Source organism: Candidatus Accumulibacter meliphilus (assembly GCF_036625345.1).
In the GTDB taxonomy this organism is placed as follows: Bacteria; Pseudomonadota; Gammaproteobacteria; order Burkholderiales; family Rhodocyclaceae; genus Accumulibacter; species Accumulibacter meliphilus.
In genome coordinates this window covers 291097-316292 of sequence record NZ_JAZKTZ010000007.1, presented here as the reverse complement: position 1 = coordinate 316292, position 25196 = coordinate 291097, and the positions used below count along the sequence as shown (strand labels likewise).

The 25196-nt window shown below is 61.8% G+C and carries 22 protein-coding genes and 1 tRNA gene; 9 read left to right on the top strand and 14 right to left on the bottom strand.

What is annotated here, in order from left to right; translation table 11 throughout:
* Window positions 1-5 precede the first annotated feature (5 nt).
* The 3 genes from V5B40_RS16280 to V5B40_RS16270 form a co-directional block, all read right to left on the bottom strand.
* Window positions 6-3392, bottom strand: a complete 3387-nt coding sequence (locus V5B40_RS16280; RefSeq protein ID WP_332355456.1) for a DUF2126 domain-containing protein — start codon at window positions 3390-3392, stop codon at window positions 6-8.
* A 136-nt stretch (window positions 3393-3528) separates the two neighbouring features.
* Window positions 3529-6129, bottom strand: coding sequence for a [protein-PII] uridylyltransferase (locus tag V5B40_RS16275; RefSeq protein ID WP_332355455.1), 2601 nt, complete (start codon window positions 6127-6129; stop codon window positions 3529-3531).
* A 429-nt stretch (window positions 6130-6558) separates the two neighbouring features.
* Entirely contained in the window at window positions 6559-6798 is a 240-nt protein-coding gene (locus V5B40_RS16270; protein ID WP_332355454.1) for a hypothetical protein, read from the bottom strand.
* Between V5B40_RS16270 and gltA the strand changes: the two genes are divergently transcribed.
* Entirely contained in the window at window positions 6767-8083 is a 1317-nt protein-coding gene (gltA, locus tag V5B40_RS16265) for a citrate synthase (RefSeq protein WP_332355453.1), read from the top strand. The genes V5B40_RS16270 and gltA overlap by 32 nt on opposite strands.
* Before the next feature lie 22 nt (window positions 8084-8105).
* Here the strand turns inward: gltA and V5B40_RS16260 are convergent, their stop codons facing one another.
* Complete coding sequence (locus tag V5B40_RS16260) at window positions 8106-8687, bottom strand: Tll0287-like domain-containing protein (RefSeq protein ID WP_332355452.1); 582 nt, start codon at window positions 8685-8687, stop codon at window positions 8106-8108.
* Between the two features lie 306 nt (window positions 8688-8993).
* Between V5B40_RS16260 and V5B40_RS16255 the strand changes: the two genes are divergently transcribed.
* The 6 genes from V5B40_RS16255 (at window position 8994) to V5B40_RS16230 (ending at window position 14984) form a co-directional block, all read left to right on the top strand.
* Entirely contained in the window at window positions 8994-10409 is a 1416-nt protein-coding gene (locus V5B40_RS16255) for a circularly permuted type 2 ATP-grasp protein (RefSeq protein ID WP_332355451.1), read from the top strand.
* 18 nt (window positions 10410-10427) lie between these two features.
* Window positions 10428-11360 carry an alpha-E domain-containing protein gene (locus V5B40_RS16250; RefSeq protein WP_332355450.1) on the top strand — a complete coding sequence of 311 codons (933 nt, stop codon included), beginning with the start codon at window positions 10428-10430 and terminating at the stop codon, window positions 11358-11360.
* Window positions 11361-11575: 215 nt separating this feature from the next.
* The gene (locus V5B40_RS16245) at window positions 11576-12478 is read left to right on the top strand and encodes a DUF4338 domain-containing protein (protein WP_332352692.1); all 903 of its coding nucleotides are present in this window, start codon (window positions 11576-11578) and stop codon (window positions 12476-12478) included.
* Entirely contained in the window at window positions 12475-13995 is a 1521-nt protein-coding gene (locus V5B40_RS16240; RefSeq protein WP_332352691.1) for a transposase family protein, read from the top strand. Before V5B40_RS16245 ends, V5B40_RS16240 begins: the two co-directional genes overlap by 4 nt.
* A gap of 401 nt (window positions 13996-14396) precedes the next feature.
* Window positions 14397-14471, top strand: a tRNA-Val gene (locus tag V5B40_RS16235).
* Window positions 14472-14693: 222 nt separating this feature from the next.
* Complete coding sequence (locus tag V5B40_RS16230; protein WP_169066212.1) at window positions 14694-14984, top strand: DUF3579 domain-containing protein; 291 nt, start codon at window positions 14694-14696, stop codon at window positions 14982-14984.
* Window positions 14985-15138: 154 nt separating this feature from the next.
* On the opposite strand, the gene murA is transcribed toward V5B40_RS16230, so the two are convergent.
* The 10 genes from murA to V5B40_RS16180 form a co-directional block, all read right to left on the bottom strand.
* On the bottom strand, window positions 15139-16401 hold the full coding sequence (gene murA / locus V5B40_RS16225; protein WP_332355449.1) for a UDP-N-acetylglucosamine 1-carboxyvinyltransferase: 1263 nt from the start codon (window positions 16399-16401) through the stop codon (window positions 15139-15141).
* Entirely contained in the window at window positions 16394-16639 is a 246-nt protein-coding gene (locus tag V5B40_RS16220; protein WP_332355448.1) for a BolA family protein, read from the bottom strand. Before V5B40_RS16220 ends, murA begins: the two co-directional genes overlap by 8 nt.
* Before the next feature lie 3 nt (window positions 16640-16642).
* Entirely contained in the window at window positions 16643-17398 is a 756-nt protein-coding gene (locus V5B40_RS16215) for an ABC transporter permease (protein WP_332355447.1), read from the bottom strand.
* Window positions 17395-18321 (bottom strand): ABC transporter ATP-binding protein, encoded by a 927-nt coding sequence (locus V5B40_RS16210; RefSeq protein WP_332355446.1) that lies wholly within the window; start codon window positions 18319-18321, stop codon window positions 17395-17397. The genes V5B40_RS16215 and V5B40_RS16210 overlap by 4 nt, the downstream gene beginning before the upstream one ends.
* A 35-nt stretch (window positions 18322-18356) precedes the next feature.
* Window positions 18357-18650 (bottom strand): STAS domain-containing protein, encoded by a 294-nt coding sequence (locus V5B40_RS16205; protein ID WP_332355445.1) that lies wholly within the window; start codon window positions 18648-18650, stop codon window positions 18357-18359.
* Window positions 18647-19261, bottom strand: a complete 615-nt coding sequence (locus V5B40_RS16200; RefSeq protein WP_332355444.1) for an MlaC/ttg2D family ABC transporter substrate-binding protein — start codon at window positions 19259-19261, stop codon at window positions 18647-18649. The genes V5B40_RS16205 and V5B40_RS16200 overlap by 4 nt, the downstream gene beginning before the upstream one ends.
* A 67-nt stretch (window positions 19262-19328) precedes the next feature.
* A complete protein-coding gene (locus V5B40_RS16195) occupies window positions 19329-20054 on the bottom strand; it encodes an MlaA family lipoprotein (RefSeq protein ID WP_332355443.1) in 726 nt (241 codons plus the stop codon).
* A 13-nt stretch (window positions 20055-20067) separates the two neighbouring features.
* Window positions 20068-20535 (bottom strand): outer membrane lipid asymmetry maintenance protein MlaD, encoded by a 468-nt coding sequence (gene mlaD / locus V5B40_RS16190; protein WP_332355442.1) that lies wholly within the window; start codon window positions 20533-20535, stop codon window positions 20068-20070.
* On the bottom strand, window positions 20535-21320 hold the full coding sequence (gene mlaE / locus V5B40_RS16185) for a lipid asymmetry maintenance ABC transporter permease subunit MlaE (RefSeq protein ID WP_332355512.1): 786 nt from the start codon (window positions 21318-21320) through the stop codon (window positions 20535-20537). The genes mlaD and mlaE overlap by 1 nt, the downstream gene beginning before the upstream one ends.
* A gap of 26 nt (window positions 21321-21346) precedes the next feature.
* Window positions 21347-22156, bottom strand: a complete 810-nt coding sequence (locus V5B40_RS16180; protein WP_332355441.1) for an ABC transporter ATP-binding protein — start codon at window positions 22154-22156, stop codon at window positions 21347-21349.
* 138 nt (window positions 22157-22294) lie between these two features.
* Here V5B40_RS16180 and V5B40_RS16175 point away from each other — a divergent pair, with 138 nt between their 5' ends.
* Together V5B40_RS16175 and V5B40_RS16170 are read left to right on the top strand one after the other, a co-directional pair.
* Window positions 22295-23749 (top strand): sigma-54-dependent transcriptional regulator, encoded by a 1455-nt coding sequence (locus V5B40_RS16175; RefSeq protein WP_434735883.1) that lies wholly within the window; start codon window positions 22295-22297, stop codon window positions 23747-23749.
* Complete coding sequence (locus tag V5B40_RS16170; protein ID WP_332355439.1) at window positions 23749-25182, top strand: AAA family ATPase; 1434 nt, start codon at window positions 23749-23751, stop codon at window positions 25180-25182. The genes V5B40_RS16175 and V5B40_RS16170 overlap by 1 nt, the downstream gene beginning before the upstream one ends.
* Window positions 25183-25196 lie beyond the last annotated feature (14 nt).

The window sequence follows — 25196 nt, the reverse complement described above, 5'->3', positions numbered from 1 at the left end:
TGGTTTCAGGAACGCCGCAAGTCTAGCGTAAACGGGAAGCCGGCATTGTCCGGCAGCGGTGCTACGTCAATCTCTCCGGGCGAGTGGCCGAAGGGCGTGAATCGCGCCAGACGGCGGCCTTCGGCCTCGTTGGCGTTAACCGGGTAGCGGTCGGGGTTGCGACCGCCGGGGTGCTCGACGTGATACTGGCAGCCGGCGAGCGAGCGCTTCATCCAGGTGTCGACCAGGTCGAAAACAAGCGGCGCATGTACGCCGATCGTCGGATGCAGGGCAGACGGTGGGTTCCAGGCGCGGTAGCGGACGCCAGCGACGAATTCGCCGACTTTGCCGGTCGAGCGCAGCGGCACGCGGCGACCGTTGCAGGTGAGCACGTAGCGCTCGGCTGCCATACCGCTCAACTTGACCTGCAGACGTTCGAGCGACGAGTCGACGTAGCGCGCAGTACCGCCGACCGAGCCTTGTTCTCCCATCACGTTCCACGGCTCGAGCGCATGGCGCAGCTCGAGTTCCATGCCCAGCACCGAAATGCTGCCATGCACCGGGAAACGGAACTCGAAATGGGGCGCAAACCACGCGCTGTCGAGTGCGTAGCCGGCGCCGCGCAGGTCGCTGATGACGTCGTCGAAGTCCTGCTGCACGAAGTGCGGCAGCATGAAACGGTCGTGCAGCTCGGTTCCCCAGCGGAGCAGCCGCTCGGGCGCATAGGGCGTGCGCCAGAAGTGTGCAATCAGTGCGCGCAGGAGCAACTGCTGAGCGAGCGACATGCGTGCGTGCGGCGGCATTTCGAAGGCCCGCATTTCGAGCAGCCCGAGGCGGCCGGTGGCGCCGTCGGGAGAGTACAGCTTGTCGATGCAGAACTCGGCACGGTGGGTGTTGCCGGTCGCGTCGATGAGCAGATTGCGCAGCGCCCGGTCGATCACCCAGGGCGCAATGCCTTCGGCAGCCTCGGCCGTCGCGCTGGACAGCTCGCTGAAGGCGATCTCCAGCTCGTACACTGAATCGTTACGGGCTTCGTCGACGCGTGGCGACTGGCTGGTCGGGCCGATAAACAGACCCGAGAAGAGGTAGGAAAGGGACGGATGGTTGTGCCAGTAGCTGATCAGGCTGCGCAGCAGGTCGGGTCGCCGCAGGAAGGGGGAGTCCAGTGTCGTCGCACCGCCGAAGACGAAGTGGTTGCCACCGCCGGTACCCGTGTGGCGACCGTCGAGCATGAACTTCTCGGTGCACAGGCGCGACAGATGCGCCGCCTCGTAGAGGTGAGTCGTGCGCGCGACGAGTTCGTCCCAGCTTGCCGACGGCTGGATGTTGACTTCGATTACGCCCGGGTCGGGAGTGACCCGGAAGTTGGTCAGTCGTGGATCGGACGGTGGCTCGTAGCCTTCGACGATCACCGGCGCAGCGAGGGCCTCGGCGGTGGCTTCGACAGCGGCGATCAGCTCGAGGTAGTCCTCGAGCGTTTCTGTTGGCGGCATAAAAATGTAGAGCACGCCGTTGCGGGCCTGCGCCGAAAGCGAGGTCCGGGTGACCAGGCTTGCCGATTCGCCGGCGCGCGGTGGGCTTTCATTGCCACCATCGGCGCCGTGGGCAAGGGCATCATCGACACGCTCCAGTGCCTTTTCGGCGAAGCGTTCGCCGCTCACTGCCGCGCTGACGGCAGGCAGGCCCAGACTGCGGCTGATGGCGAACTGCGCGTGCATCTCGCTGTGTGCGGGCAGTGCCGGGAAGGCCTGTGTCGGGTCGGGCGCGTGCACGTAAGGATAGTCGGCCTTGGCTACCCAGGGCTGCGAGTCGAGCGGCAAGCGATAGCCGACCGGCGAATCGCCCGGAACCAGATAGCAGCGGCCGCCGCGCAGATACCACGGTCCGCTTTGCCAGCCGCCTTGGGCACGCGCCTGCAGCGGCAGCACATGGCCGACCACCGCATCGAGGCCCTGGCGAAAGACCTTGGCCAGGCGCTCACGTTCCAGCGGGTCATCGAGGCGGGACGCAAAGGGGTCGACGTTGACCGGCAGGCGATCTTCCCGCCACAGGTGGTAGTAAACATCCTCGTAGGCGGCGAATACGTACTTCGGGTCGATGGCCAGGTGCTCCGCGAGTGTTCGCAGGAAGCGCCCGGCCAGTTGACCGTCGGCACCATAGTCGCGGCTCTCGTCGGCGTAGAGTGCCGGATTGTTCCACATTACTTGGCCGTCGCGGCGCCAGAAGCAATTCAGCGACCAGCGCGGCAGCTGTTCTCCCGGATACCACTTGCCCTGGCCAAAATGCGGCAGTCCTTGCGGCGCATATTTGTCGCGCAAGCGCTGAAAGATTTCCGCTGCGCGCGCGCGTTTCGTCGGGCCGAGCGCTTCGGTGTTCCATTCGCCGCCGTCGTGGTCGTCGATGGAGACGAAAGTCGGTTCGCCACCCATGGTCAGACGCACGTCATCGCGGACGAGGTCGGCATCGATCTGGTGGCCGAGGGCCTCGATCGTCTGCCACTGCTCGTCGCTGTACGGGCGGGTCACCCTTGGCGCTTCCCAGACACGCTCGACCTGCATGTGGTGCTCGAACTGGCATTCGCATTTCTCGGTCAGGCCGGTAATCGGCGATGCCGACGATGGCTGCGGCGAGCAGGCGAGCGGGATGTGCCCCTCGCCGGCGAACAAGCCCGAAGTCGGGTCGAGGCCAATCCAGCCTGCTCCGGGCAGGTACACTTCACACCAGGCGTGCAGGTCGGTGAAGTCGTGATCCGTTCCTGACGGTCCGTCGAGTGACTTCACGTCGGGTACCAGCTGGATCAGATAGCCTGAAACGAAGCGCGCCGCCAGGCCGAGATTGCGCAGTACCTGCACCAGCAACCAGGCGGAGTCACGACACGATCCGAGCGCCAGCGTTAGTGTTTCCTCCGGCGTCTGCACGCCGGGTTCGAGGCGAATGACGTAACCGACCTTGTGCTGCACGCGCTGGTTGAGATCGACCAGAAAGTCGACGCTGGCGCGCGCTGCGCGGGGAATCGTTGCCAGGAACTCCGTCAGCAGCGGGGTCCGCGGCAAGGGGGTCAGATAGGGTTCGAGCTCTTCTCGCTGCCAGGCCTCGTATGCAAATGGAAAGCTCGTTGCGTAGGGCTCGGGAAAGAAGTCAAAGGGATTGATCACCGACATCTCGGCCACCAGATCGACTTCAACGCGAAATTCGCGGGTCTTCTCGGGGAAAACCAGGCGCGCCAGGTAGTTCGCCTGCGGATCCTGCTGCCAGTTGATGAAGTGTTGTGCCGGCGTAATTTTCAGCGAATAGCTCAGAATTGGCGTGCGCGAATGCGGTGCTGGCCGCAAGCGGACGACTTGCGGTGCGAGGCTGATCGGCCGATCGTAGCGATAGTGCGTGACATGGTTGAGGGCAACATGAATGGACACGGTTTACTCCTGGGGGAAGACGAAGAAGGTTTTCGGCAAAGCATACGCCAGGCTGGGCAGCTCGCGCCGGTGATCACCGCGGCGCGCACAGGCCATGCAGCAGCAGGAAGGCTATCGGCAAGAAAGAGTCGCATCGTCAGAGTTGCAACTGTTTCAGCAAATCGGCCTCGAGTTTCACACGACAGGCACTTTCCTCGAGATGGCTGCCGCTGATCAGGAAGGTGTCTTCGACCCGTTCGCCAAGGGTGACGATCTTGGCTGTGTGCAGATTGGCGCGATGGGCTGCCAGCTGCGTGGCGATGGTGAACAGGAGGCCGGGGCGATCGGCTGCGACGACGGTCAGCACGAACATTTTTCCGGTTTCATCGGCTTCGAGGCTCACCAGAGGCTGGATGCTGACCAATGGCTGCAATGGAAAATGTCTCACTTGACGCGAGACCCGTCCGCTGGCCGGTGCCTCGCTGGCTGAGTGCCGAGACAGGCGTTGGCCAAGTTCGTGCTCGATGTAACTGATCATCTCGCGCTCGCTGTGGCGATTGGTGACATCGAGTAGGACGAAAGTATCGAGGGCGTAGCCATCGCTGGTGGTGTGGATCTTGGCGTCGACGATGCTGTAATCGGCGCTGCTGAAGAAACCGACTATGCGCACGAACAAGTCGGCTTGATCGTGCGCGTAGACCATCACTTCGAGTCCTGTGGCGAGCGGGCTGAGGCGTGCCTTGACCAGGGGAATGTCGGTCTGGCGGCGGTCGTGCAGCACGCGTGCGTGCCAGGCGATCTCCTCGGCTGATTGGCGCAGGAAGTAGACCGTATCGACCTGCTCCCACAAGCGTTCATGGATGGTTTCGGGAAGCGCGAGAAAGCGCATCACGCGCCTTGCTTCCTCTTGCCGCTGGGCGATCACTCCAGCGGGCATCGGCGGCGCTTCGCTCGACAGCAGGTGTCGCCGGGTGGCGGTGAACAGCTGCTCGAGCAGTTGTCCCTTCCATGCATTCCACACCTTCGGACTGGTGCCGCGGATGTCGGCAACGGTCAGCAGGTAAAGGGCCACCAGATGTCTCTCATCACCGATGATGTCGGCAAACCTGGCTATGACAGTGGGGTCTGAGATGTCCTCTTTCTGGGCGCTTCTGGACATCAACAGGTGCTGGCGAACCAGCCACACGACCAGTTCGCTTTCGTCCGCCGCGAGGTCGTGGTCGGCGCAGAACTGGGCAGCGTCGATTGCGCCGAGTTCCGAGTGGTCGCCGCCACGGCCCTTGCCGATGTCGTGAAAGAGAGCCGCGATGTACAGTACCCAGGGATTGCCGAAGTCACTGATCAGGCGGCTGCAGAGCGGGTACTCATGTGCAAATTCCTCGATGGCGAAACGGCGCAAGCGGCGCAGCACTTGCAGGATATGCTGATCAACCGTGTAGACGTGAAACAGGTCGTGCTGCATTTGCCCGACGACACGTCCGAAATTGGGCAGATAACGACCCAGGACGCCGAGTTGGTTCATGCGCCGAAGGGACTGGGTCAGGCGATTTCCGTAGGTGAATAGCTCCAGAAAATGCCTGCGGTTGGTCGGGTTGCGGCGGAAGTCGTCATCGATCAGGGTGCGGGCACGCCACAGGGCGCGTTGCGCACGAGCGGTCATGCCGTGCAGCCCAGCATGCTGCTGGAGTAGCAGGAAGGCCTCGAGGATGGCCCCCGGGGTTTCGTCGAAGACGTCTTCGCGCACCACGTCGAGGAGCTCGTGCGCATTCTGGAAACGCTCGTTGATCGGCTGGGGTGGCTCCGCCCGGGGCGGTACCAGTGCGCTACCGATGTTCTGCAGCAGAATGGCGTTGATCTGCAGGACCGCTTTCGCGCGCCGGTAGTAACGCTGCATCAGTTGTTCGCTGGCGCGTCGGGTGGCGGTGGCGGTCATGCCGAGTTGTTCGGCCAGGGCCGTCTGGTACTCGAAGAGCAGGCGATCTTCGCGCCGTCCGGCGAGCAGGTGCAGGCGTGTGCGCAAGTCGCGCAGGAAGGCCTCGCTGCTCTCCAGCAGCTGTTCCTCGTCGATGGTGATGAAGCCGCGCCGTTCGAGATCTTTCCAGCAGTTGCCATAGCCTGCCGCCTGGGTGGTCCACAGAATCAGCTGCAAATCGCGCAGCCCGCCGGGGCCTTCCTTGCAGTTTGCTTCCAGACTGTAGGGCGTTTCGCCGAAGCGTTGGTGGCGGTCCTCCTGCTCGATGCGCTTCGTCTGGAAGAAGTTTTTTGCGTCCAGTGCCGCTTTGACGCGCACCGAAAAGCTGGCGAAAAGTGGCGCGCTGCCAGCCAGCAGGCGGGCTTCGATCATCGACGTCTGGACGGTAATGTTGCCGCTCGCCTGCTCCAGGCACTCCTCGATGGTGCGCACGCTGTGGCCGATTTCCAGTCCGATATCCCAGAACAGGCACACCAGGCGTTCGAGCTGCGCGGTCAAGGCGTCGTCTGCGTGCTCCGGCAGAAGAATCAGCAGATCGACATCGGAGGCCGGGTACAGCTCACCGCGTCCATAACCGCCGACGGCCAGCACCGCGAGCGAGGCTGGCAAGTTCACCGCCTGGCACAGGTCGCAGAGCACGTCGTCGATCAGCCGGCAGCGCCCATGCAGCAGAACGAGGGCATCCCCGGTCGTGAGAAATCCATCGCAGATCGCTCTTTGACCGTCCTGCAGGCGATTCCTGAAGCTGCTGATCAGCTTGCTTCGCGCTGCGTTATCGGCGCTCATGGTCTGTCGCCCGTCGCTACGGGTGAGCCGGCGTGCAAGAGGAATCCTGGCAGCAACGGCCAGACAAGCAATGCCCGGCGTGCAAGCCAGGGGAGAAGCATCGGAATTGTCATCTCGTCTTTCGCTGATCAGGAAAAGCCTTTTTGGGGCAGCAGGCCATTGCTGTCGGTCTGGCCCAACTCGGGTGCGGCCCGATAGGTGCAAGCAAAAGTCGCGCCAGGAGCACTGGCGAGCGCCGCCGCCGCCTTCGTCTTGGGTCGCGGCAGGTGCTCTACAGGGCTGGGTCGCTGGCGGCAAACGTTTTTTCTGAGCGGAACTACGCTACACTTGGCGGCAAAGTTTGTCCGCCGGCCGTGGCGCCGGTGCGCTTCGATCGGCTGCTCGCACAGACTTGGGGCGGCAGTGGTGATCGAATGGGGTGTGTGCCTGTCAGGTGCGGGCGAGCAATTCTCCGGAGAGACCGTCAGCTTGGCGGTCGGCGCTGCAGAAGCCGGGGAGTGTGTCAATTGAGCGCAGGTTGAACAGGATGAAGACGCCTTTGTTTTGGGCCTTGGCAAAGGCGAGCAAGAGGTGCTGGCCGGCGGATTGTCCGCCACCTGCAAGTCGTGATGTCGAGTATCTGACGGGGAGTTGAGTGATGAGCAGCGAACGTAAGGCGACTTTGACCATTACCGGAGAAGCTCCGGTGGAATTTCCGATTCTGACGCCGACACACGGCAACGAGTGCGTGGATATTCGCGCGCTCGGCGGCAACACCGATCGCTTTGGGTATGACTCCGGCTTCGAGTCGACCGCCAGCTGCAAATCCAGCATTACCTACGTCGACGGAGCGAAGGGTGAGCTTCTCTATCGAGGCTATCCGATTGAGCAACTGACCGAGCGCTGCGATTTTCTTGAAGTGGCGTATTTGCTGAAGAATGGCGAACTGCCAAATGTAGCGCAAAAGCTGAGCTTCGCGGAGACGATCAGGAAGAACACGCCGGTGCATGGCCAGATGGTGAATTTCTACCATGGCTTTCGCCGCGATGCGCACACCATGCCGGTGATGGTTGGCGTGGTTGGCGCGCTGTCCGCGTTCCATCGTGAAGCGGCAGACTTTTCCGATGTCGAGCAGCGCAGCCTGACCATTCATCGCATCATTGCCAAGATGCCGACGCTGGCAGCGATGGCCTACAAGTACACGATGGGTCATCCGCCGGTACATCCGCGTAACGACCTCGATTACGCGGCCAACTTCGTGCACATGATGTTCGCGAATCCGGCGGAGAAATTCGAGCTGAACCCGGTGCTGATGCGGGCCTTCGACCGACTGTTGATCCTGCATGCCGATCATGCTCAGGACGCTTCAACCTCGACGGTGCGCATGGCGGGCTCGTCCGGGGCTAACCCCTTCGCCTGCATTTCGGCGGCGATAGCTTGCCTGTCGGGTCGCGAGCACGGCGGCGCCAGCGAAGCCTGTCTGGCGATGCTCCAGGAAGTCGGCGATGTGCGGAAAGTTGCGGCGATGATCAGCCGCTCCAGGATCGAGAGCGATCACTCCAAAGTCACCGGCTTTGGCCTTTACGTGTACCGCAACTTCGATCCGCGCGCAAAGCTGATGCGCCGATTGTGTACCGAAGTGCTGACCGAGCTGCGCCTCGAGAATGATCCGCTGTTCAAGTTGGCCATAGAACTCGACAGGATCGCACTCGAAGACCCGTACTTCGTCGAGAACAAGCTCTACCCGAACGTCGATTTCTATTCGGGTATTCTGCAGAAAGCGCTGGGTCTGCCGGCTTCGATGTTTGGCTGCATCGTTGCCGTGGCGCGCACGGCGGGCTGGATGGCGCAGTGGGAAGAAATGCGCGCCGACCCGGAATACAAGATCGCCCGCCCGCGTCAGCTCTATATCGGCCCCGCACGGCGCGATGTCCCTGCCGCTTCGGCGCGTGGGTCTGAGCGCATACCCGCGTAGCAGACAGCAGCTGACCGGTAGCTTACAGAGGCCGCGTGACCGACAAGGCGCCGCGGATCTCGCCAGTGACATAGCCGGTCGCCTGGTCGTGTGGGTAGTCCTTGGCCAGCGCTGCCTTGAGCTCGGGCGATAGCGAATCAGCCGGCCCGTGGCAGGTCTGGCAGACCTCGACAACGGGCAGCGCTTTCATGTAGCGGAAGCTGCGTTGCCCACCACCGGCGGCGACGATCTCGCCAACTTCCAGCTGTTGAGGCTTCGCACCGTTGGCGACCATGATGTTGAATTCGGCCAACTGGCGCGCTTCCCAGGCGTCAGGCGTGCCGGTCGTCGCGTTACGTGTCTTCAGGCTGACACGGTGGATCGTCCAACCGGTCTGCTGTTGCATCTCTAGCAGTAGTTGCGGCGCTTTCTCCTTGCAGACCGCTATGGCGGCGACGGGACCCTGTTCCTGCACTGCTGTCTGCATCGCCTGCACCACTTTTGGCAAGACCGGCAGCGCTGTTTTTCGTGTTTCGCTCATTAGTGCAGCGCTATCCTGCGCGTACACGGCCTGTGTGGCGGAGGCGAGCGAAAGAGCAAGAATAAGGGCTGTGGATTTCTTCATGATGGCTCCCGAGAGTGTATAAGAGATGTCTAATATATCATGTCAAGGCCTCGCCGGGGACGCGCGCTCTTGCCTTGCGGCGCGATCATCCTGTACGTTGCAGGCTTTCGCCCGCCTTTCCGCCGCGAGCCGCGTGGCCCCGGGTCAGGGTGTCATGCACCGTCGCGGTGCTTCGCAGGGCGTTTTGCGCACCATTCACAGGCGCCGTTGCCTGTTTGCCACATGGCGTTCACCCTCTTGAGGCTTGTTTAGCTTGTGGCACGGTTTCTGCTTAATACTGCTTAATCCACTCTGGCGGTGAGCCTCATGAACGTAGACTTCTATAACGAGATGTACGATTTTGCCGGCGGCTTGCGACCCCATTACGAGGGTTTTGCGGCCTGGCTGACAGCGACCTCGCCCGAGCGTCTGGCGAGCAAGCAGGCCGAGGCAGACAGCGCGTTTCACCGCCTTGGCATTACCTTTGCCGTCTATGGAGAAAAGGCCGGCACAGAGCGCCTGATCCCCTTCGACATCATCCCGCGCATCATTCCGGCGAGTGAGTGGACGGTGATGGAAGCAGGCTTGCGGCAGAGGGTGAAGGCGCTTAATGCCTTTGTGCACGACATTTACCATGATCAGGAAATCCTCGGCGCCGGACATATTCCGTACGATCAGGTGCGCAACAACGCGCAGTTCCGGCGCGAGATGATCGGCGTCGACCTTCCCTCCGGGATTTACGCTCATATCGCGGGCGTCGACATGGTGCGTGCCGGGGCAGGTGAGTCCTACGTCCTCGAAGACAACCTGCGCGTGCCGTCGGGCGTGTCCTATATGCTCGAGGACCGCAAGATGATGATGCGGCTTTTTCCGGAGCTCTTCTCGCGGCACATGGTTGCGCCCGTTCAGCATTACCCAGATCTGCTGCTCGAAAACTTGCGCACCGTGGCACCGAAAGGCGTCGCCGACCCGACGGTGGTGGTACTGACTCCCGGCGCCTACAACAGCGCTTATTTCGAACACAGTTTTCTTGCTCAGCAGATGGGTGTCGAGCTTGTCGAGGGCAGAGATCTCTTCGTCAAGGATCAGGCAGTCTTCATGCGCACCACACAGGGTCCGCAGCGGGTCGACGTGATCTATCGTCGGCTCGACGATGACTTTCTCGATCCGCTGGCCTTCAACAAGGAATCGATGCTCGGTGTTCCGGGCTTGCTCGGCGCCTACCAGGCCGGCAACGTCAATCTGGCCAATGCCATTGGTGCCGGCGTCGCCGATGACAAGTCGATCTATCTCTACGTGCCGGAGATGATCCGCTTCTACCTCGGTGAAGAGCCGATACTTCACAACGTACCGACCTGGATTCTGCGCAAGCCTGAGGACCTCAAATATGTACTGGCGCACCTGCCGGAACTGGTGGTCAAGGAGGTGCATGGAGCGGGGGGCTACGGCATGCTGGTCGGGCCGGCTTCGAGCAAGGCCGAGATCGAGGACTTCCGCGCGCGTATCGTCGCCGCGCCGGAAAAGTACATCGCCCAGCCGACGCTGGCGCTGTCCAACTGCCCGACCTTCGTCGACTCGGGCATCGCGCCGCGCCACCTTGATCTGCGTCCGTTTGTGCTCTCCGGAGAGAGCATCCGCATGGTGCCCGGTGGCCTGACGCGGGTCGCCCTGCGTGCAGGCTCGCTGGTGGTCAATTCCTCGCAGGGCGGCGGTACGAAGGATACCTGGGTGTTGGAAAACTGAGATGGATGGAGAACCGAGATGTTGAGCCGTACAGCTGATCACCTTTACTGGATGGCTCGCAGTACCGAGCGCGCGGAAAACATGGCCCGATTGCTGGACGCCTCCTACCAGATGTCGATGGTCCCGCAGGCCCTTGCGGCGCAGAACGAGAACTGGCGCGCCATCCTCGCCCTGAACAGCCAGGAGGAAGCTTTCGCCCAGGTTTATGACGAGGTGAACGCCGAAAATGTCCTGCGGTTCACGGTCGCCGACGCCGCCAATCCCTCGTCGATCTTCAGTTGCCTGCGTGCCGCGCGCGAGAATGCGCACGCGGTGCGCGGTACGCTGACCGCTGAAATGTGGGAAAGCGTCAATGCCACCTGGATTGAACTCCGCGAGCAGAATGTCGAGCAGGTTCTGGCGCGCGGCGTCAGCGAGTTCTTCGAGTGGGTCAAGCTGCGTTCGGCCGTCATCCGCGGGGTGACCTTCGGGACCATGCTCAGGGACGACGCGCTGCATTTCATTCGCCTCGGCGGACTGCTCGAGCGGGGTGACAACACGGCGCGCATTCTCGACATGCAATATCACGTCCTGCGCGATGGCGACGAGGGGGCGAGCGATTTCTATCGCTGGGGCGCGTTGCTACGCTCGCTGTCGGCGTTTCAGGTTTACCGCAAGGTCTATCGTGATGCGATCACCCCGGCCCGGGTCGCCGAACTGCTGATTCTGCGCATGGATCTACCGCGATCCCTGCATTCCTGTGCGGACGGCATCGTTCGCATGCTGCCCCTTATTGCCAACAGCGCTTCGGCGGAGACTCAGCGCCAGGCGGGCGTACTGCATGCCAAGTTGCACTTCGGGCGTATCGAAGATGTGCTGGCCGGTGGGTTGCACGAGTATTTGACGGATTTCATGGATCGCATCTATGAACTTGGCGAGGGCATCAGTCGCGACTTCCTTATGCCCGCCTGAACGCTTCTCGGTGGCCGCTTGCGACTCGGCTGCTGCGCGTCATATCCGTTGCTAGCTCGTCAGCGCTGAAGCATGACGACGCCGGCCCAGTAGTGGCAAGGCGTTGCGGTGGGCAGGCAAAAAAAACCTTCGCACAAGAGGGCTAGACAGCCGGGCGGACTTCTGGCAGGATAGGTGGAGCGTAATCAATCTGCGCTTCAGTCGGAGGTTTTGCGATGCTTGCAACGAGTGCGGGGGAATGGGTGCACTGTGGTCGCGTGTTCAGCGCGACGGAGATTGCCGAGCTCTGCGCGACGGTCGCGTGGCTGCCGGGATTGGCACGCAAGGAGTTGGCGGCGACGGTCTGCGAGCACCTGGGCTGGACCACCCTGACGGGGACGGCGAAGATCAGCGCCTGCCTGGACTTCCTGGAGCGTTTGCAGGCGGCCGGATTGCTGGTACTGCCTGCGTTGAGGCCCTCGCCGCCGCGCCGTTGCGCGCCGCCCTCGGCATCCGTCGCCCCCGTTGCCGAGCCGGCGGTGCACTGCGCCCTGTCGGCGCTCGCGCCGGTGTCCCTGGAAGTGGTTCGCGACGCGACCCGGGTGGCGCAGTGGGATGCGCTGGTGGCGCGTTGGCACCCGCTGGGTTTCCAGGGGGCCTTCGGCTACCGGCTGCGCTACTTTATCACGGCGGGCGACCGGCGGCTGGGCTGCGTCCTGCTGTCCGGTGCTGCCCGCGCGGTGGCCGTGCGCGATCAGTGGATCGGCTGGACGGCCCAGGCCCGCCGCGAGAACCTGGCGCGGGTGGTGAACAACAGCCGCTTCCTGATCTTTCCGCACGTCCGGGTGCCGCATCTGGCCAGTCATGTGCTCGGGCAACTCGCGCGCCGCACACGCGCGGACTGGCTCGAACACTGGGGCTTCGAGCCCCTGCTGCTGGAGACCTTCGTCGATCCGCGTCACTATGCCGGCACCTGCTACCGTGCCGCCGGTTGGCAGTTGCTTGGGGCAAGCAGCGGGCGCGGGCTGGCCCGCCCTGGCCAGTCCTATCACAGCACGCCCCGCCAGGTGTGGGTCAAAGCGCTGACCTCGGATGCTTGCGCCTCGTTGTGTGCCGCGCCGGGGAGCCCGCGGTCATGAGCAAACCTTGCCGTCGCCCGACACGCGTGGCCATCAAGAAGCTGCGCTCAGAGAAGAAACGGCAGGAGAAGGTACTGAACGCGAAGCTGCGCGCAACGGGACAAGTCCCCCACTCAGCCGCTCCATTGCCCAACAGAAGCTCGGCCTTCGCGACCGTCGACGAGGAACAAAAGGCCCGCGAGGACGCCGTGAGCAAACAGATGCGCCTCCTGCGCAAAGAGCTGCCCGCCTTGCTCGCTCAACTGGAACAAATTCCCGACCCGAGAGATCCCAAAAAGCGCCGGCACAAGCTGACCGTGCTTCTGCTCTACGGCTTGCTGATGTTCGTCTTTCAGTTCTCCTCCCGGCGCGAGACCAACCGCGAAATATCCCGTCCCCAGTTCATGGCCAACCTCCACCTGCTGTTCCCGGAGATCGATACCCTGCCACACGCCGACACCCTGTTTCGGCTGTTGCGCGACATTGACCTTGAACAGCTCGAACAGGCCCACGTCGATCTGGTGAGGCGGCTGATTCGCGGCAAGAACTTTCGCCGCTATCTGATCGACCACTGCTATCCGATCGCCATCGACGGCTCACAGAAGCTCGCTGGCGACACCCTCTGGACGGAGGAACTCCTGCAACGTACCGTCGGCAAGGACGAAACCCGTCACACCCAGTACTTCGTCTACGTCCTCGAGGCCAGCTTTGCCTTCCACAACGGCCTGGTCATCCCACTGCTCAGCGAGTTCCTCGAACACGCGCTGGGCGAACCCGAAGCGCAAAAGCAGGACTGCGAGCTGCGCGGCTTTGTGCGCTTGAGCGACCGGCTCAAGACGCTGTTCCCCCGCCTGCCGATCCTGCTCCTGCTCGACGGCCTCTACGCCAACGGGCCGGTGATGCGGCGCTGCTTGCGCGCCCACTGGCAGTTCATGATCGTGCTCAAGGACAAGGATTTGTCCACGGTCTGGCAGGAGTTCCGCGCGCTCCACGCCCTGAAGCCACAAGTTGTGCAGCGCGGTTGGGGAAGACGCCGACAACACTTCAGCTGGGTCAACGACATCGACTACGCCTTCGCTGCCAACGGGCGTCAGCGTCTCAAGCTGAATCTGGTGGTCTGTGAGGAAAGCTGGGAGAAGATCGATGAACAGGCCAGGACCGTCACCGAAACATCGCGCCACGCCTGGCTCTCCAGCCAACCGCTCAGCCAAGACAATGTCCATGAGCGCTGCAACCTCGGGGCCCGCCACCGCTGGGGCATCGAAGCGGGCTTCCTCGTCGAAAAACATCAGGGCTACCACTACGAGCATGCCTTTGCCCTCGACTGGAATGCCATGAAAGGCTATCACCTCCTCATGCGCCTGGCGCATGTGTTCAATACCCTGGCACGCTTCACCCGACAGCTACGCGATCTCTATCAGCAACTCGGCGTGCGCGGTGCCATCGCCTTCATTCGAAGCTCCTGCGCCGCCCCCTGGCTCGACCCAGCACGAATCCGCGCGCTCCTCGCCGCTCCATTCCTGCTTCAACTTGAGTGACCTCACACAGGCGTACCCGAAACATCCTCTCGAGCGCGGCGTACGCCGCGTTCGGAAAGGCTCGCCTGGCGATCGTACCGCCGTCCAAAAAATTCTTTCGGCATCCTCCTGGCTGACTCCACCACCCGTCCTTTGCCGCTAGCCAACCGCAATTTGACCGCCTCGACCGCAAAAGCGGGCGTTACCGGCAAATGAGCCTGATTCGGCTGGGTCATGCGTCAGGGCTGCTAGCTCGTTATCCACATTGACCCGACTATCGACTTATGATCTAATCCCGCCTTCTGTGGGGTCGCTTCCCGGATGGCGCGTCTTTCGGTGGCACGGTCTGTCGGCGTCATTTTTCGGCAGCCTTGCAGCCGCTGCGTATTAACAGCAGCCTGTCCCTGCAGTAGCACAACATCGGGCGATTAACTCAGTGGTAGAGTGCCACCTTCACACGGTGGAAGTCAGTGGTTCGAACCCACTATCGCCCACCATCATTGCCGTCGCCACAAATTCCGGACTGGCCTGGCCCGAGTTGTCCGCCAGTCGTCCATGGCCGCGCCATTGATCACCCTGACATTGGCCAGCAAGGCTCTTCACGAGCCGCCAAGCAGGCGCCTTTCTGGTAGAATCCGGGTGTTGCGCTTCGCCTTAGTCATTCGACGACAATCCCGGAGAGTCGTTGGTGCTCCTCTTCGTTACGACATCACCAAGACATGACCACTTCGTCGCATTCCTCCTTCATCATCGTCGGACGGACCACCGCCGGCAAGAAGTTCCGCCCAAGCGACTGGGCCGAGCGTTTGTGTGGCGTTCTCTCGGCGTTCGGTGCCGAGAAACGAATGCGCTATTCACCGTACGTCGGGCCGCGCAACTACAAAGGCGAAAAGGCTGTTTTTGTCGATGGTGGCTTGTACGAAGTGGAGCCCATGGCCTATAGATTCGTGCTGCATTTCGCACAGGACAACGATCTCGAACTGATCGAAGGCGTCCTGCCCGGCCGTTAGGCGATTTTTGTCAACGGACAAGCCGTCTTCCGTGTTGCGGCAACCGTTACAGAGTTCGATGACGCGCCTTCGCCGGAAGCCGACGGGCTCGCCGGCTTGCCGGTTCATCGCCTAGTTGCAGGCGCACGGCATCCGGCATTCCCCTCCTGCTTCCTCAGCGAATCCTTTTTACGCGTGCGCCAAGCTGGCCGAGCTTTTCCTCGATGCGTTCGTAGCCGCGGTCGAGATGGTAGATGCGCTCGATCACGGTTTCCCCCTGTGCGACCAGACCAGCGATGACCAGGCTGGCTGAGGCGCGCAGGTCGGTGGCCATTACCGTCGCCCCGTCGAGATGGTCGACACCGGTGACCATGGCGTTGCTGGCATCGATCTTGATGTCAGCCCCGAGGCGGATCAGTTCGACGGCGTGCATGAAGCGATTCTCGAAGATCGTCTCGCGGATAACCGCCGATCCCTCGGCGACACAGTTGACGGCCATGAACTGCGCCTGCATGTCGGTCGGAAACGCCGGGTAGGGTGAAGTGCGGATGCTCACCGCCTTTAGCCGTGGCGGTGCCTGCAGCGTGATCGCCGTGCGCTCGATGAGCAGTTCGCAGCCGGAGTCAAACAACTTGTCGATCACGGCGTCGAGATTGGCAGCCGCGGTATTCGTCAGCCGGATATTGCCACCTGTCGCCGCGGCCGCGCAAAGATAGGTGCCGGTCTCGATGCGATCGGCCATGATCGCATGCCTTGCGCCATGCAGGCGCTCGACCCCCTGGATGCGAATCCTGGCGGTGCCGGCGCCGGCGATCTGCGCACCCATCGAAACGAGGCAGTTGGCCAGGTCTACCACCTCCGGTTCGCGAGCAGCATTCTCGATGATCGTTTCGCCCTTGGCCAGGACTGCCGCCATCATCAGGTTTTCTGTGCCGGTGACGGTGACCATGTCAGTGACGATGCGCGCCCCGGTGAGGCCACCTTTGCCTCGCGCCCTGGCTTGGATGTAGCCATGCTCGACAAATACTTCGGCACCCATCGCCTGCAAGCCCTTGATGTGTTGTTCGACCGGCCGCGCACCAATTGCGCAACCGCCCGGCAAGGACACTCGCGCTTCACCATGGCGCGCCAGCAGAGGGCCGAGGACCAGGATCGACGCACGCATGGTCTTGACCATATCGTAGGGGGCAAGCGGGTTGTTGAGCCCGCGGCTGTTCAAGACCAGCCCGTCGGCGCCGAGGTCTTCGACAGCGACGCCCATCTGTTCGAGCAGGCGCAGCATCGTCGAGATGTCCTTCAGCCGCGGCACGTTGGTCAGATGCAGCGGCTCGGACGACAGCAGGCTGGCGCAGAGAATCGGCAGGGCGGCGTTCTTGGCTCCCGAAATGGCGATTTCGCCGGCCAGCGGCGTGCCGCCCTCGATCAGCAACTTATCCACGCGTCGCGCTCCATTCGGCAGGCGTTTGCGTCTTCATCGACAGTGCATGCAGTGCGCCGCTGTTGAAATGCTGACGTAGTATTGCGTTCACTGCTTGCTGCCTTTGCACGCGGCTCTTGCCGGCGAACTCGCCGCTGACGATCAGGGCTTCGAAATGCTGGCCATCACCGGCGACTTCGAGATGCTCGCAGGCGATGCCTTCGGCGATGATTTTGCGGACTTGTTCAGGGTGCATCATGATTCAGGACCTCAGTTTGTAGCCGCTCCTGAGGAGCGCCAGCGTTGCCGCCGACACCAGCAGGAAAGTTGCGGTGACGACTGCCAGACTAATTTCCGGCGGCACGTCCGAGACGCCGAAAAAGCCGAAGCGAAAGCCGTCGATGATATAGAACACGGGGTTGAAACGCGAAACGTGTTGCCAGAATTCGGGCAGCGAATGAAGCGAGTAAAAGACGCCAGAGAGCATGGTCAGAGGCATGATCAGGAAGTTCTGAAAGCCCGCCAACTGGTCGAACTTGTCGGCCCAGATGCCGGCGATCATCCCCAAGGTACCCATGATCCCGCCGCCGAGAGCAATGAACAGCAGAATCCAGTGCGGAGCGACGAAAGTCAGGGGCGCGAACCACATGGTTACCGCCAGCACGCCGCCGCCGACCACTACGCCGCGCAGCATCGCGGCAAGAACATAGGCCAGGAAAAACTCGCCGTAAGAAATCGGTGGCAGAAGCACGAAGACGACGCTACCCGTCACTTTTGACTGAATCAGACTCGACGAGCTGTTGGCGAAAGCGTTCTGCAGCGCTGACATGATCACCAGCCCGGGAATCAGAAAGGCAGCGTACGGCACACCGTTCACCTGCACGTGAGACTCCAGCACATGCGAGAAGATCATCAGGTAGAGCAGTGCGGTCAGTACCGGTGCACCGACGGTCTGGAAACTCACTTTCCAGAACCGTAAAAGCTCCTTGTAGAGCAAGGTCACGAAGCCACTGCTCATCTTGCGGCGTCCTGTTCGCTACCACTGTCCTGCATGACGCCGAGAAAGACGTCCTCGAGGTCGGCTTGCGTCAGTCGCAGGTCGTCAATGCCGCAGCCAGCCGCGCGCAGGGTCGCCAATAGCGGTTCGAGTTCGTCGAGGCTTGCCAGGTGGAAGGAGCAGGTTTGCTCACTTTCGCTTGCGCGAGCGCGCAGCGCGGCCGGCAGCGAAGCTGGCCCGCCCGCCAGACGGAGGTTCAGTGTCTGACCCGAGAAGCGTGCCAGCAGGTTGCGGGTCGTATCCAGGGCCACGACCTGTCCCTGCTTGAGCATCGCGATTCGCCCGCAAAGAGCTTCTGCCTCCTCAAGATAGTGCGTCGTCAGGATGATCGTGTGGCCGTCCTGGTTGAGACGGCGAATGAATTGCCACAGGCCCTGGCGCAACTCGACGTCGACGCCGGCGGTCGGCTCGTCGAGGACCAACACTGGCGGCTTGTGCACCAGCGCCTGCGCGACCAGGACACGCCGCTTCATGCCACCGGACAGGCGGCGCATGTTGATGTCGGCCTTGGCAGTGAGATCAAGATTGGCGAGAATCTCGTCAATCCAGTCGTCGTTTTTGCGTATTCCGAAATAGCCGGATTGAATCCGCAGCGTTTCGCGTACCGAAAAGAAGGGGTCGAAAACGAGTTCTTGCGGAACCACGCCCAGCCTTCGCCGCGCTTCGCGGTAGTCGCTGCGCACATCGTGGCCCATGACGCTCAAGGTGCCGGCATCCGGGCGGGTGAGGCCGGCCAGGCAGGAAATCAGCGTTGTCTTACCCGCGCCGTTCGGGCCGAGGAGACCGAAAAACTCGCCTTCGGCAATCTGCAGCGAAACGCCCGCAAGCGCCTGCAAGCTGCCAAAGCGCTTTTCGACTTGAGAAAGGGAAACTGCGACGCTCATGGCATCGGGCATCGGGTCGAAGCTGCGTCGTCCGTTCAGGCGAGCGGGAGGAGTTCGGAGACGCCGTATAGCTCTGCCAGGCTGATCATGCTCGCCGGTGGATGGGCAATTCGCAGCTGGACGCCGAACTTGGCAGCCTTGCGCTGCCACGCGAAAAGCGTGCCCAGCGATGAGGAATCAAGCTCGGTCACGCCGGCAAGGTCGAGCAGCAATTCGCCTGCTTGTGCGCCGGAATTCAGCAGCGGGTAGCCTGCTTCGAGCAGCGCACGAGCGTTGGCGATGAGCATCGGCGCGGTGACACGCAGCCGGCCTTCCGCTTGCTCGATCATTTGTTGGCGTTTGCCAGTTGTGTGTTTCTATTGCCGAGCATCTGGATCAGCCCGTCGATACCCTTGTTGCTGACTTCGCGGGCGAAGGCACCCCGGTAATTGGTAACCAGGCTGACACCGGAGACGATGACATCGTAGACTTTCCATCCGCGGCCCTGCTTTTCGAGCGCGTAATTGAGCGGGATCGACTGGCTGCCCGGTTGCACGACTTCGGTCTTGACAATGACATCGGTTGCGCCGGCTGCAAAGGTGCTCGGCCGGTAGGATACGCTCTGGTCCTTGAACGAGGTCAGGGCATTCGAATAGGTGCGTACCAGCAGGTTCTTGAACTCTTCAGCCAGGCGTTGCTGCTGCTCGGGTGTGGCCTTGCTCCAGTTGCGTCCGACGGCAAGGGCCGTCATGCGCCGGAAATCAAAATACGGCAACACCTTTGTTTCGACCAGTTTGAGGGCCTTGGCGGTGTCGCCGCTCTGAATGTCCTTGTCCTGACGGACGATGTTCAATACATCGTCGGTGACCTGCTGCACAAGTGCATCCGGTGATTGCTCCAGTGCGACCGCGGAGCCCGTCAGCAGCAATAGAGAAAAGAAAAGTGACAGTAGCGATCTCATGAATATTTCCGTGCAAGTAAGGACTGCTGCTTGACGCAGCATGGTCTACAGCAGCCGACGCGGCTGCTCAATGGTCAGAGGAAAGTGGTGGCGGGGGACTGTCGACACCGTCGAATATCAAGCTGCGACGATTCTGCAGGTAGGCATCGCGTATATACGAGTATTTGTCGAAAGCCGCCTCTTCAACCACCTTGTCAGCCGCCAGGTAGCCCGCTCTTATGTCTGTGTAGCGCAGCGCAACCAGGCTGTTGCGCAGCGCGACGTCGTCGACGCGCCAGACCGGATCGTAATAGGTATCGACCAGCCAACCGAAGGTGTCCCGTGTCGTACGCGGTCCGATGATGGGCCAGTAGAAGTAGGGGCCGTTGGGAACGCCCCAGGTGCCGAGCGTCTGGCCGAATTCTTCGGTGTGTTTGACCAAGCCCATTTCACCGGCCACGTCAAAGACGCCGCCGATACCAACGGTACTGTTGATCAGCACTCGTCCAACATCGGAAAGGGCGTCAGCACCCTTGCCCTGCAGGAGGTTGTTGATTGCCGTCCACGAGTCCCAGATATTGCCGAAAAAATTGCCGACCGCGACTTTGACCGGCAGCGGCGTCACCGCGTCGTAGCCTTGGGCTACGGGCTTGATGGCAACCTTGTCCAGGCCTTCATTGACGGCAAACATGGCGCGGTTGAAGCCCTCGAAGGGGTCTGCCGGATCCTGATCTACCGTCGCGCAACCGCTGGCAGCAAGGATCGTCACTGCGCAGGCACAGGCGGTAAGGCGGCGCGGAAAAGTTGGTTTCACTGATTTCCTTCCGTTATTCTGTCGGACCTTCGGAGGCCTTGTTGAACATGAACTGACTGATCAGGCTTTCCAGTACCACTGCGGATTGCGTTTTCGTGATCACGTCGTTGGCCTGCAGCATCTTTTCGTCGCCGCCTGGATCGAGCCCGATGTATTGCTCACCGAGCAGACCGGCAGTCAGGATCAGGGCGAAAGTATCTCTTGGAAAACGATAGCTCTCGTTGATGTGGAAAGTGACCACCGCTTCGTAGTCCTTGGCGTCGAAGCGGATGTCAGCCACCCGGCCGACGACGACGCCGGCGCTCTTTACCGGCGCCCTGACTTTCAGGCCGCCGATATTAGCAAACTTGGCCGTCAGCGGGTATGTTTCGGCGAAATTGCCAGCCGAGATGTTGCCGACCTTCAGCGCCAGGAACAGTACGCCAGCCAGTCCCATGGCAACAAAAATTCCGACCCACAGGTCGAGTAACTTGCGACTCATCAAGCCTCCCGCAACATGAACGAGGTTAATACAAAGTCGAGCGCCAGGATCGCCAGTGCCGACTGCACGACGGTGCTCTTGATCGAGCTGGAAACGCCTTCCGCTGTCGGTACTGCATCGTAGCCCTCGAACACGGCAATCAGCGAAACCGCAATGCCGAAGACAAAGCTCTTGATGATGCCACTCCAGATGTCATGGTAAAAATCAACCGAAGCCCCCATCTGTGACCAGAAAGCACCTTCGTCGACGCCGATGAAGACGACCCCTATCAGGTAGCCGCCGAAGATACCTGCCACCGAGAATAGCGCCGCCAGTAAGGGCATCGAGATCACGCCACCCCAGAAACGCGGGGCCACGACGCGGGCAATCGGGTTGACTGCCATCATGTCCATTGCCGTGAGCTGCTCGGTTGCCTTCATCAGGCCGATTTCGGCCGTGATCGCCGAGCCGGCCCGCGAAGCAAAGAGCAGTCCAGCAACCACGGGGCCAAGTTCCCGGACCAGCGACAAGGCTACGAGAACGCCAAGCGCGTCGGCCGAGCCGTAGCGCTGCAGTGTTTCGTAGCCCTGCATGCCGAGCACCATGCCAATGAACAAACCAGAAACCACGATGATCAGCAGCGACTGGAAGCCGGAAAAATAGAGTTCGCGGATGGTCAGATGTATACGCCGGAAGGACTGTCCGGACGAGAGCAGCAGCACGACAAAGAAACGGGCAGCAAAGCCCAGCTGCTGGAGGGCCGAAGTTACGCGGTGTCCCAGGTGGGTTACCATCGCCACGGCCATACTCCAAGCATCGTGTTTAGGCTCGCTCATGGGGCAGCTTTCCCAAGCAACTCCTCAACAAGAGGCTTGGCAGGATAGTGGAAGGGGACCGGTCCGTCCGCCTGCGCGAAAACGAACTGGTGCACAAAGGGATGTTGCGAAGCGCGGATCTCGTCGGGCGTACCCATCGCCACCACTTTTCCGTCAGACATGAAATAGATGTAGTCGACGATCTGCAACGACTCCTGAATGTCATGGGTGACCATGATCGAGGTTGCGCCGAGCGCATCATTCAGCTTGCGAATCAGTTGTCCGATGACTCCCAGGGAGATCGGATCGAGTCCGGCAAAGGGCTCATCATACATGATCAGCATTGGGTCGAGCGAAATCGCCCGTGCCAGTGCTACTCGTCTGGCCATGCCGCCGGAGAGCTCGGCGGGCATCAGCTGATCGGCGCCACGCAAGCCAACGGCATTGAGCTTGAGGAGGACCAGGTCGCGGATCAGTTCTTCGGGCAGATCGGTGTGCTCGCGCATCTGATAGGCGACGTTGTCAAATACCGAAATGTCCGTAAACAGCGCGCCGAACTGGAAAAGCATGCCCATGCGCCGGCGCAGATCGTAGAGCTCGTCATGGCGCAATTTGGGTACCGACAGGCCGTCGACCAGCACCTCGCCGCGGCTGGGCTTGAGTTGCCCACCAATCAGCCGCAGCAGAGTGGTCTTGCCGCAGCCGGAACCGCCCATGATCGCGACGACCTTCCCGCGCGGGATCTGCATGCTGATCCCCTTGAGGATCGGTCGATCGTCGTAGGCGAAATCAAGATCCTTGATTTCGACCAGATTATCGTCAGACACTGTTGAATCCTGAGACAAAAAAATCCGATTATACCGGACTCCCAGCATCAGCCGCGTGAATTGCTTGGCGCCCGTGTATCTGGGAAACAATGACGTGTTAATCTATCCGGAAACAACGGCCCGTTTTTCATTCTTCCCATGACGGAAATCTCCTTGCCCGAAAAACCCCTGCTGCTGATTGTTGACGACGACCCGCTGATCTGTGACAGCTTGAGTTTTTCGCTAAGTTCGCTCTTCCAAGTGGTCACCAGCCATTCGCGCCCGCATGCCCTGCAGCTGCTTCGGCAGTTGCGCAGGCCGCCGGAGCTGGCGCTGCTTGATCTCGGTCTGCCGCCGCTGCGACATCGTCCGGACGAGGGTTTTGCGCTGATCTCGGAGCTGCTCAAGGTCGCACCGGAAATGCGCATCGTTGTCCTCTCCGGACAAAGCGAGGACGGCAACGCACGGCACGCGCGGACACTTGGCGCGGCCGATTTCGTGGCCAAGCCGTGCAACCCCGCTGATCTGCAGCAGCTTCTCCAGGGGGCGCTGACGTTTCGCGCCCTCGTCGAGAAACGCCCGCCGGGCGCGGCTGCCTCACCGCTGATCGGTCACAGCCCGGCTATCGACAAACTGCGCTTGCAGTTGCGCCAGTATGCCGATCTGCCTTTCGCGGTACTGATCGAAGGCGAATCCGGGAGCGGCAAGGAAATCATCGCCTCCGCTGGTCTGCATTACGATACGCGCCGCCGCGAGAAGCCGTTCCTGGCGCTGAATTGTGCTGCAATTTCGCCGAACCTGGTTGAAGCGACCTTGTTTGGCTACGCGCGCGGCTCGTTTACCGGCGCTATCGCCACCAAGGCGGGCTACTTCGAAGACGCCACCGAGGGCACCTTGTTCCTGGACGAGATTGGCGAACTGGCGCTCGAACTACAAGCCAAGCTGCTGCGGGTGTTGGAAAACGGCGAGTATCAACGGGTCGGCGAAACACAGCCGCGCGTCAGCCGGGCGCGCATCATTGCCGCCACCAACCGCGATTTGCGCAAGGAGGTGCGGGCCGGCAATTTCCGGGCCGATCTCTACCACCGCCTGTCGGTGTGCGCCATCGTGGCTCCGCCATTGCGCGAGATGGGCGACGACAAGCTGCTCCTGCTCGAACACTTCCGGCAGCTGTACGCGGCGCAAGCGCAGCTACTGCCGTTCAGTCTCTCCGCTGAGGCAAGCCGCCTCTGGCTCGACTACTGTTTTCCCGGCAATGTCCGCGAGCTGCGCAACATCGTCATTCGTCTGGCCAGCAAGCACTCGGGGCAGGTGGTCGACGTGGCTGCGCTGGAAGCCGAGCTTGACGTGCCTGACGAGCCCCTGGCCGCTGCGACGGGTATCGCCACTGGCGGTGAGGAGGCCGACGGCGAGGCCATCATCGCGGCGGCAATGCAGCGCTTGCGGCAACGCCAGCCCTTCAGTCTCGATGGTTTGCTCAATGCCACCGAACGCGGCTATATCGAAGCCGCGCTGAAGCTGGCGCATGGCAATGTCAGTCAGGCTGCTCGCCTGCTCGGCATCCATCGCACGACGCTCTACAACCGCATGGAATCGTCGGCGCGGGAACTCTGATGTATCTAGAACATTTCGGCCTGCATCAAGCGCCGTTTCGGATCACGCCGCATACCGAGTTCTTTTTTGCCGGCGGCAAGCGCGGCGCGACGCTCGAGGCCCTGATCTACGCGATCACTCACGATGAAGGCATCGTCAAGGTCAGCGGCGAGGTGGGTAGCGGCAAAACGATGCTCTGCCGGATGTTGCTCGAGAAGCTTCCGGATAACGTCGAGACGGTCTATCTGTCCAATCCGATGCTCTCGCGCGACGAAATTCTCTTCGCCATTGCCGAGGAGTTGCGCATTCCCCTTGCGGAGGGGCGTAACCATCTGCTGCTTCGCTCGCTTCAAGAGCGTCTCCTGGAGATCTACGGCAGCGGCCGCCAGGTGGTGGCCTTGATCGACGAGGCGCATGCCATGCCTCCCGAGGCTCTGGAAGAGATTCGGCTGCTTTCCAATCTGGAGTCCAACCGCCACAAACTGCTACAGATCGTCCTCTTCGGTCAGCCCGAGCTGGATTCCCGCTTGCGGCAAACGAGCATGCGCCAACTCAATGATCGCATCACCCACAATTTCAGGCTGGAACCGCTGCGCCGCAGCGATGTCTCGGTTTATCTGTTGTTCCGCCTGCGTGCGGCTGGTTATCGGGGGCCGGATCCTTTCACCAAAGGGGCCATCGAGCTGATCAGCAAGGCCTCCGAAGGGCTCAGCCGACGCATCAACATTCTTGCCGACAAGGCCCTGCTCGCCGCTTTCTCGGAAGGCGTGCATCAGGTCGATCGGCGGCAGGTCCGGGCGGCGATTCGCGACGTCGAGTTCCGCCGCCTCAAGCGCCGTTTTGGCATCGGCTGGGCCTGGGCAGGCGCCGCTGCAGGTCTTTGCGTGGTGGCCGTCGTGGCTTATCTCGCCGGCACGCGGCACCTTGCCAGCCTTGGCAGTCCGGTCAGCGCTCCCCTTGCCGAGCTGCCGGTCGCCGTGCAGCCGCTCGCCGCGGTCGCGGCACAGGGCGTCGAGGCACCGCTTGCGGCGCCGGCCTTGCCGCTGGACGCAGCGTCCGGCGCCGCAACGGCGGAGCTTTCGGTCGCCGCTGCGGAGGCCTCGCCACCAGACTCCGAGTTGCCGCGTGCGCCAGCGTCTTTGACGCTGGCTGAGCGCAGCGCGGCCAGCGCTGCCTGGCTGGCAAAGACTCCGGATAGTCATTTTTTCATTCAGTTGCTCGTCGTTGATGCCGCAAGTGAGAAGGAAGTGCTGGATTTCATTGACAAGCATGCCGCAACGCTTGACCTGCAGCAGCTTCGCGTTTATCGCTCCAGTCTGAGTGGCCGCGACCGGCTCGGCGTCATTTATGGCGACTATCCGTCGCGCGAGTTGGCCAACGCTGCGCTGGCCAAACTCGTCGCGGTCAGCCCGGCGAGCAAGCCCTACGTTCGAGCGGTCAGCCGACTACGCTGACAAAGGTCTCCGGG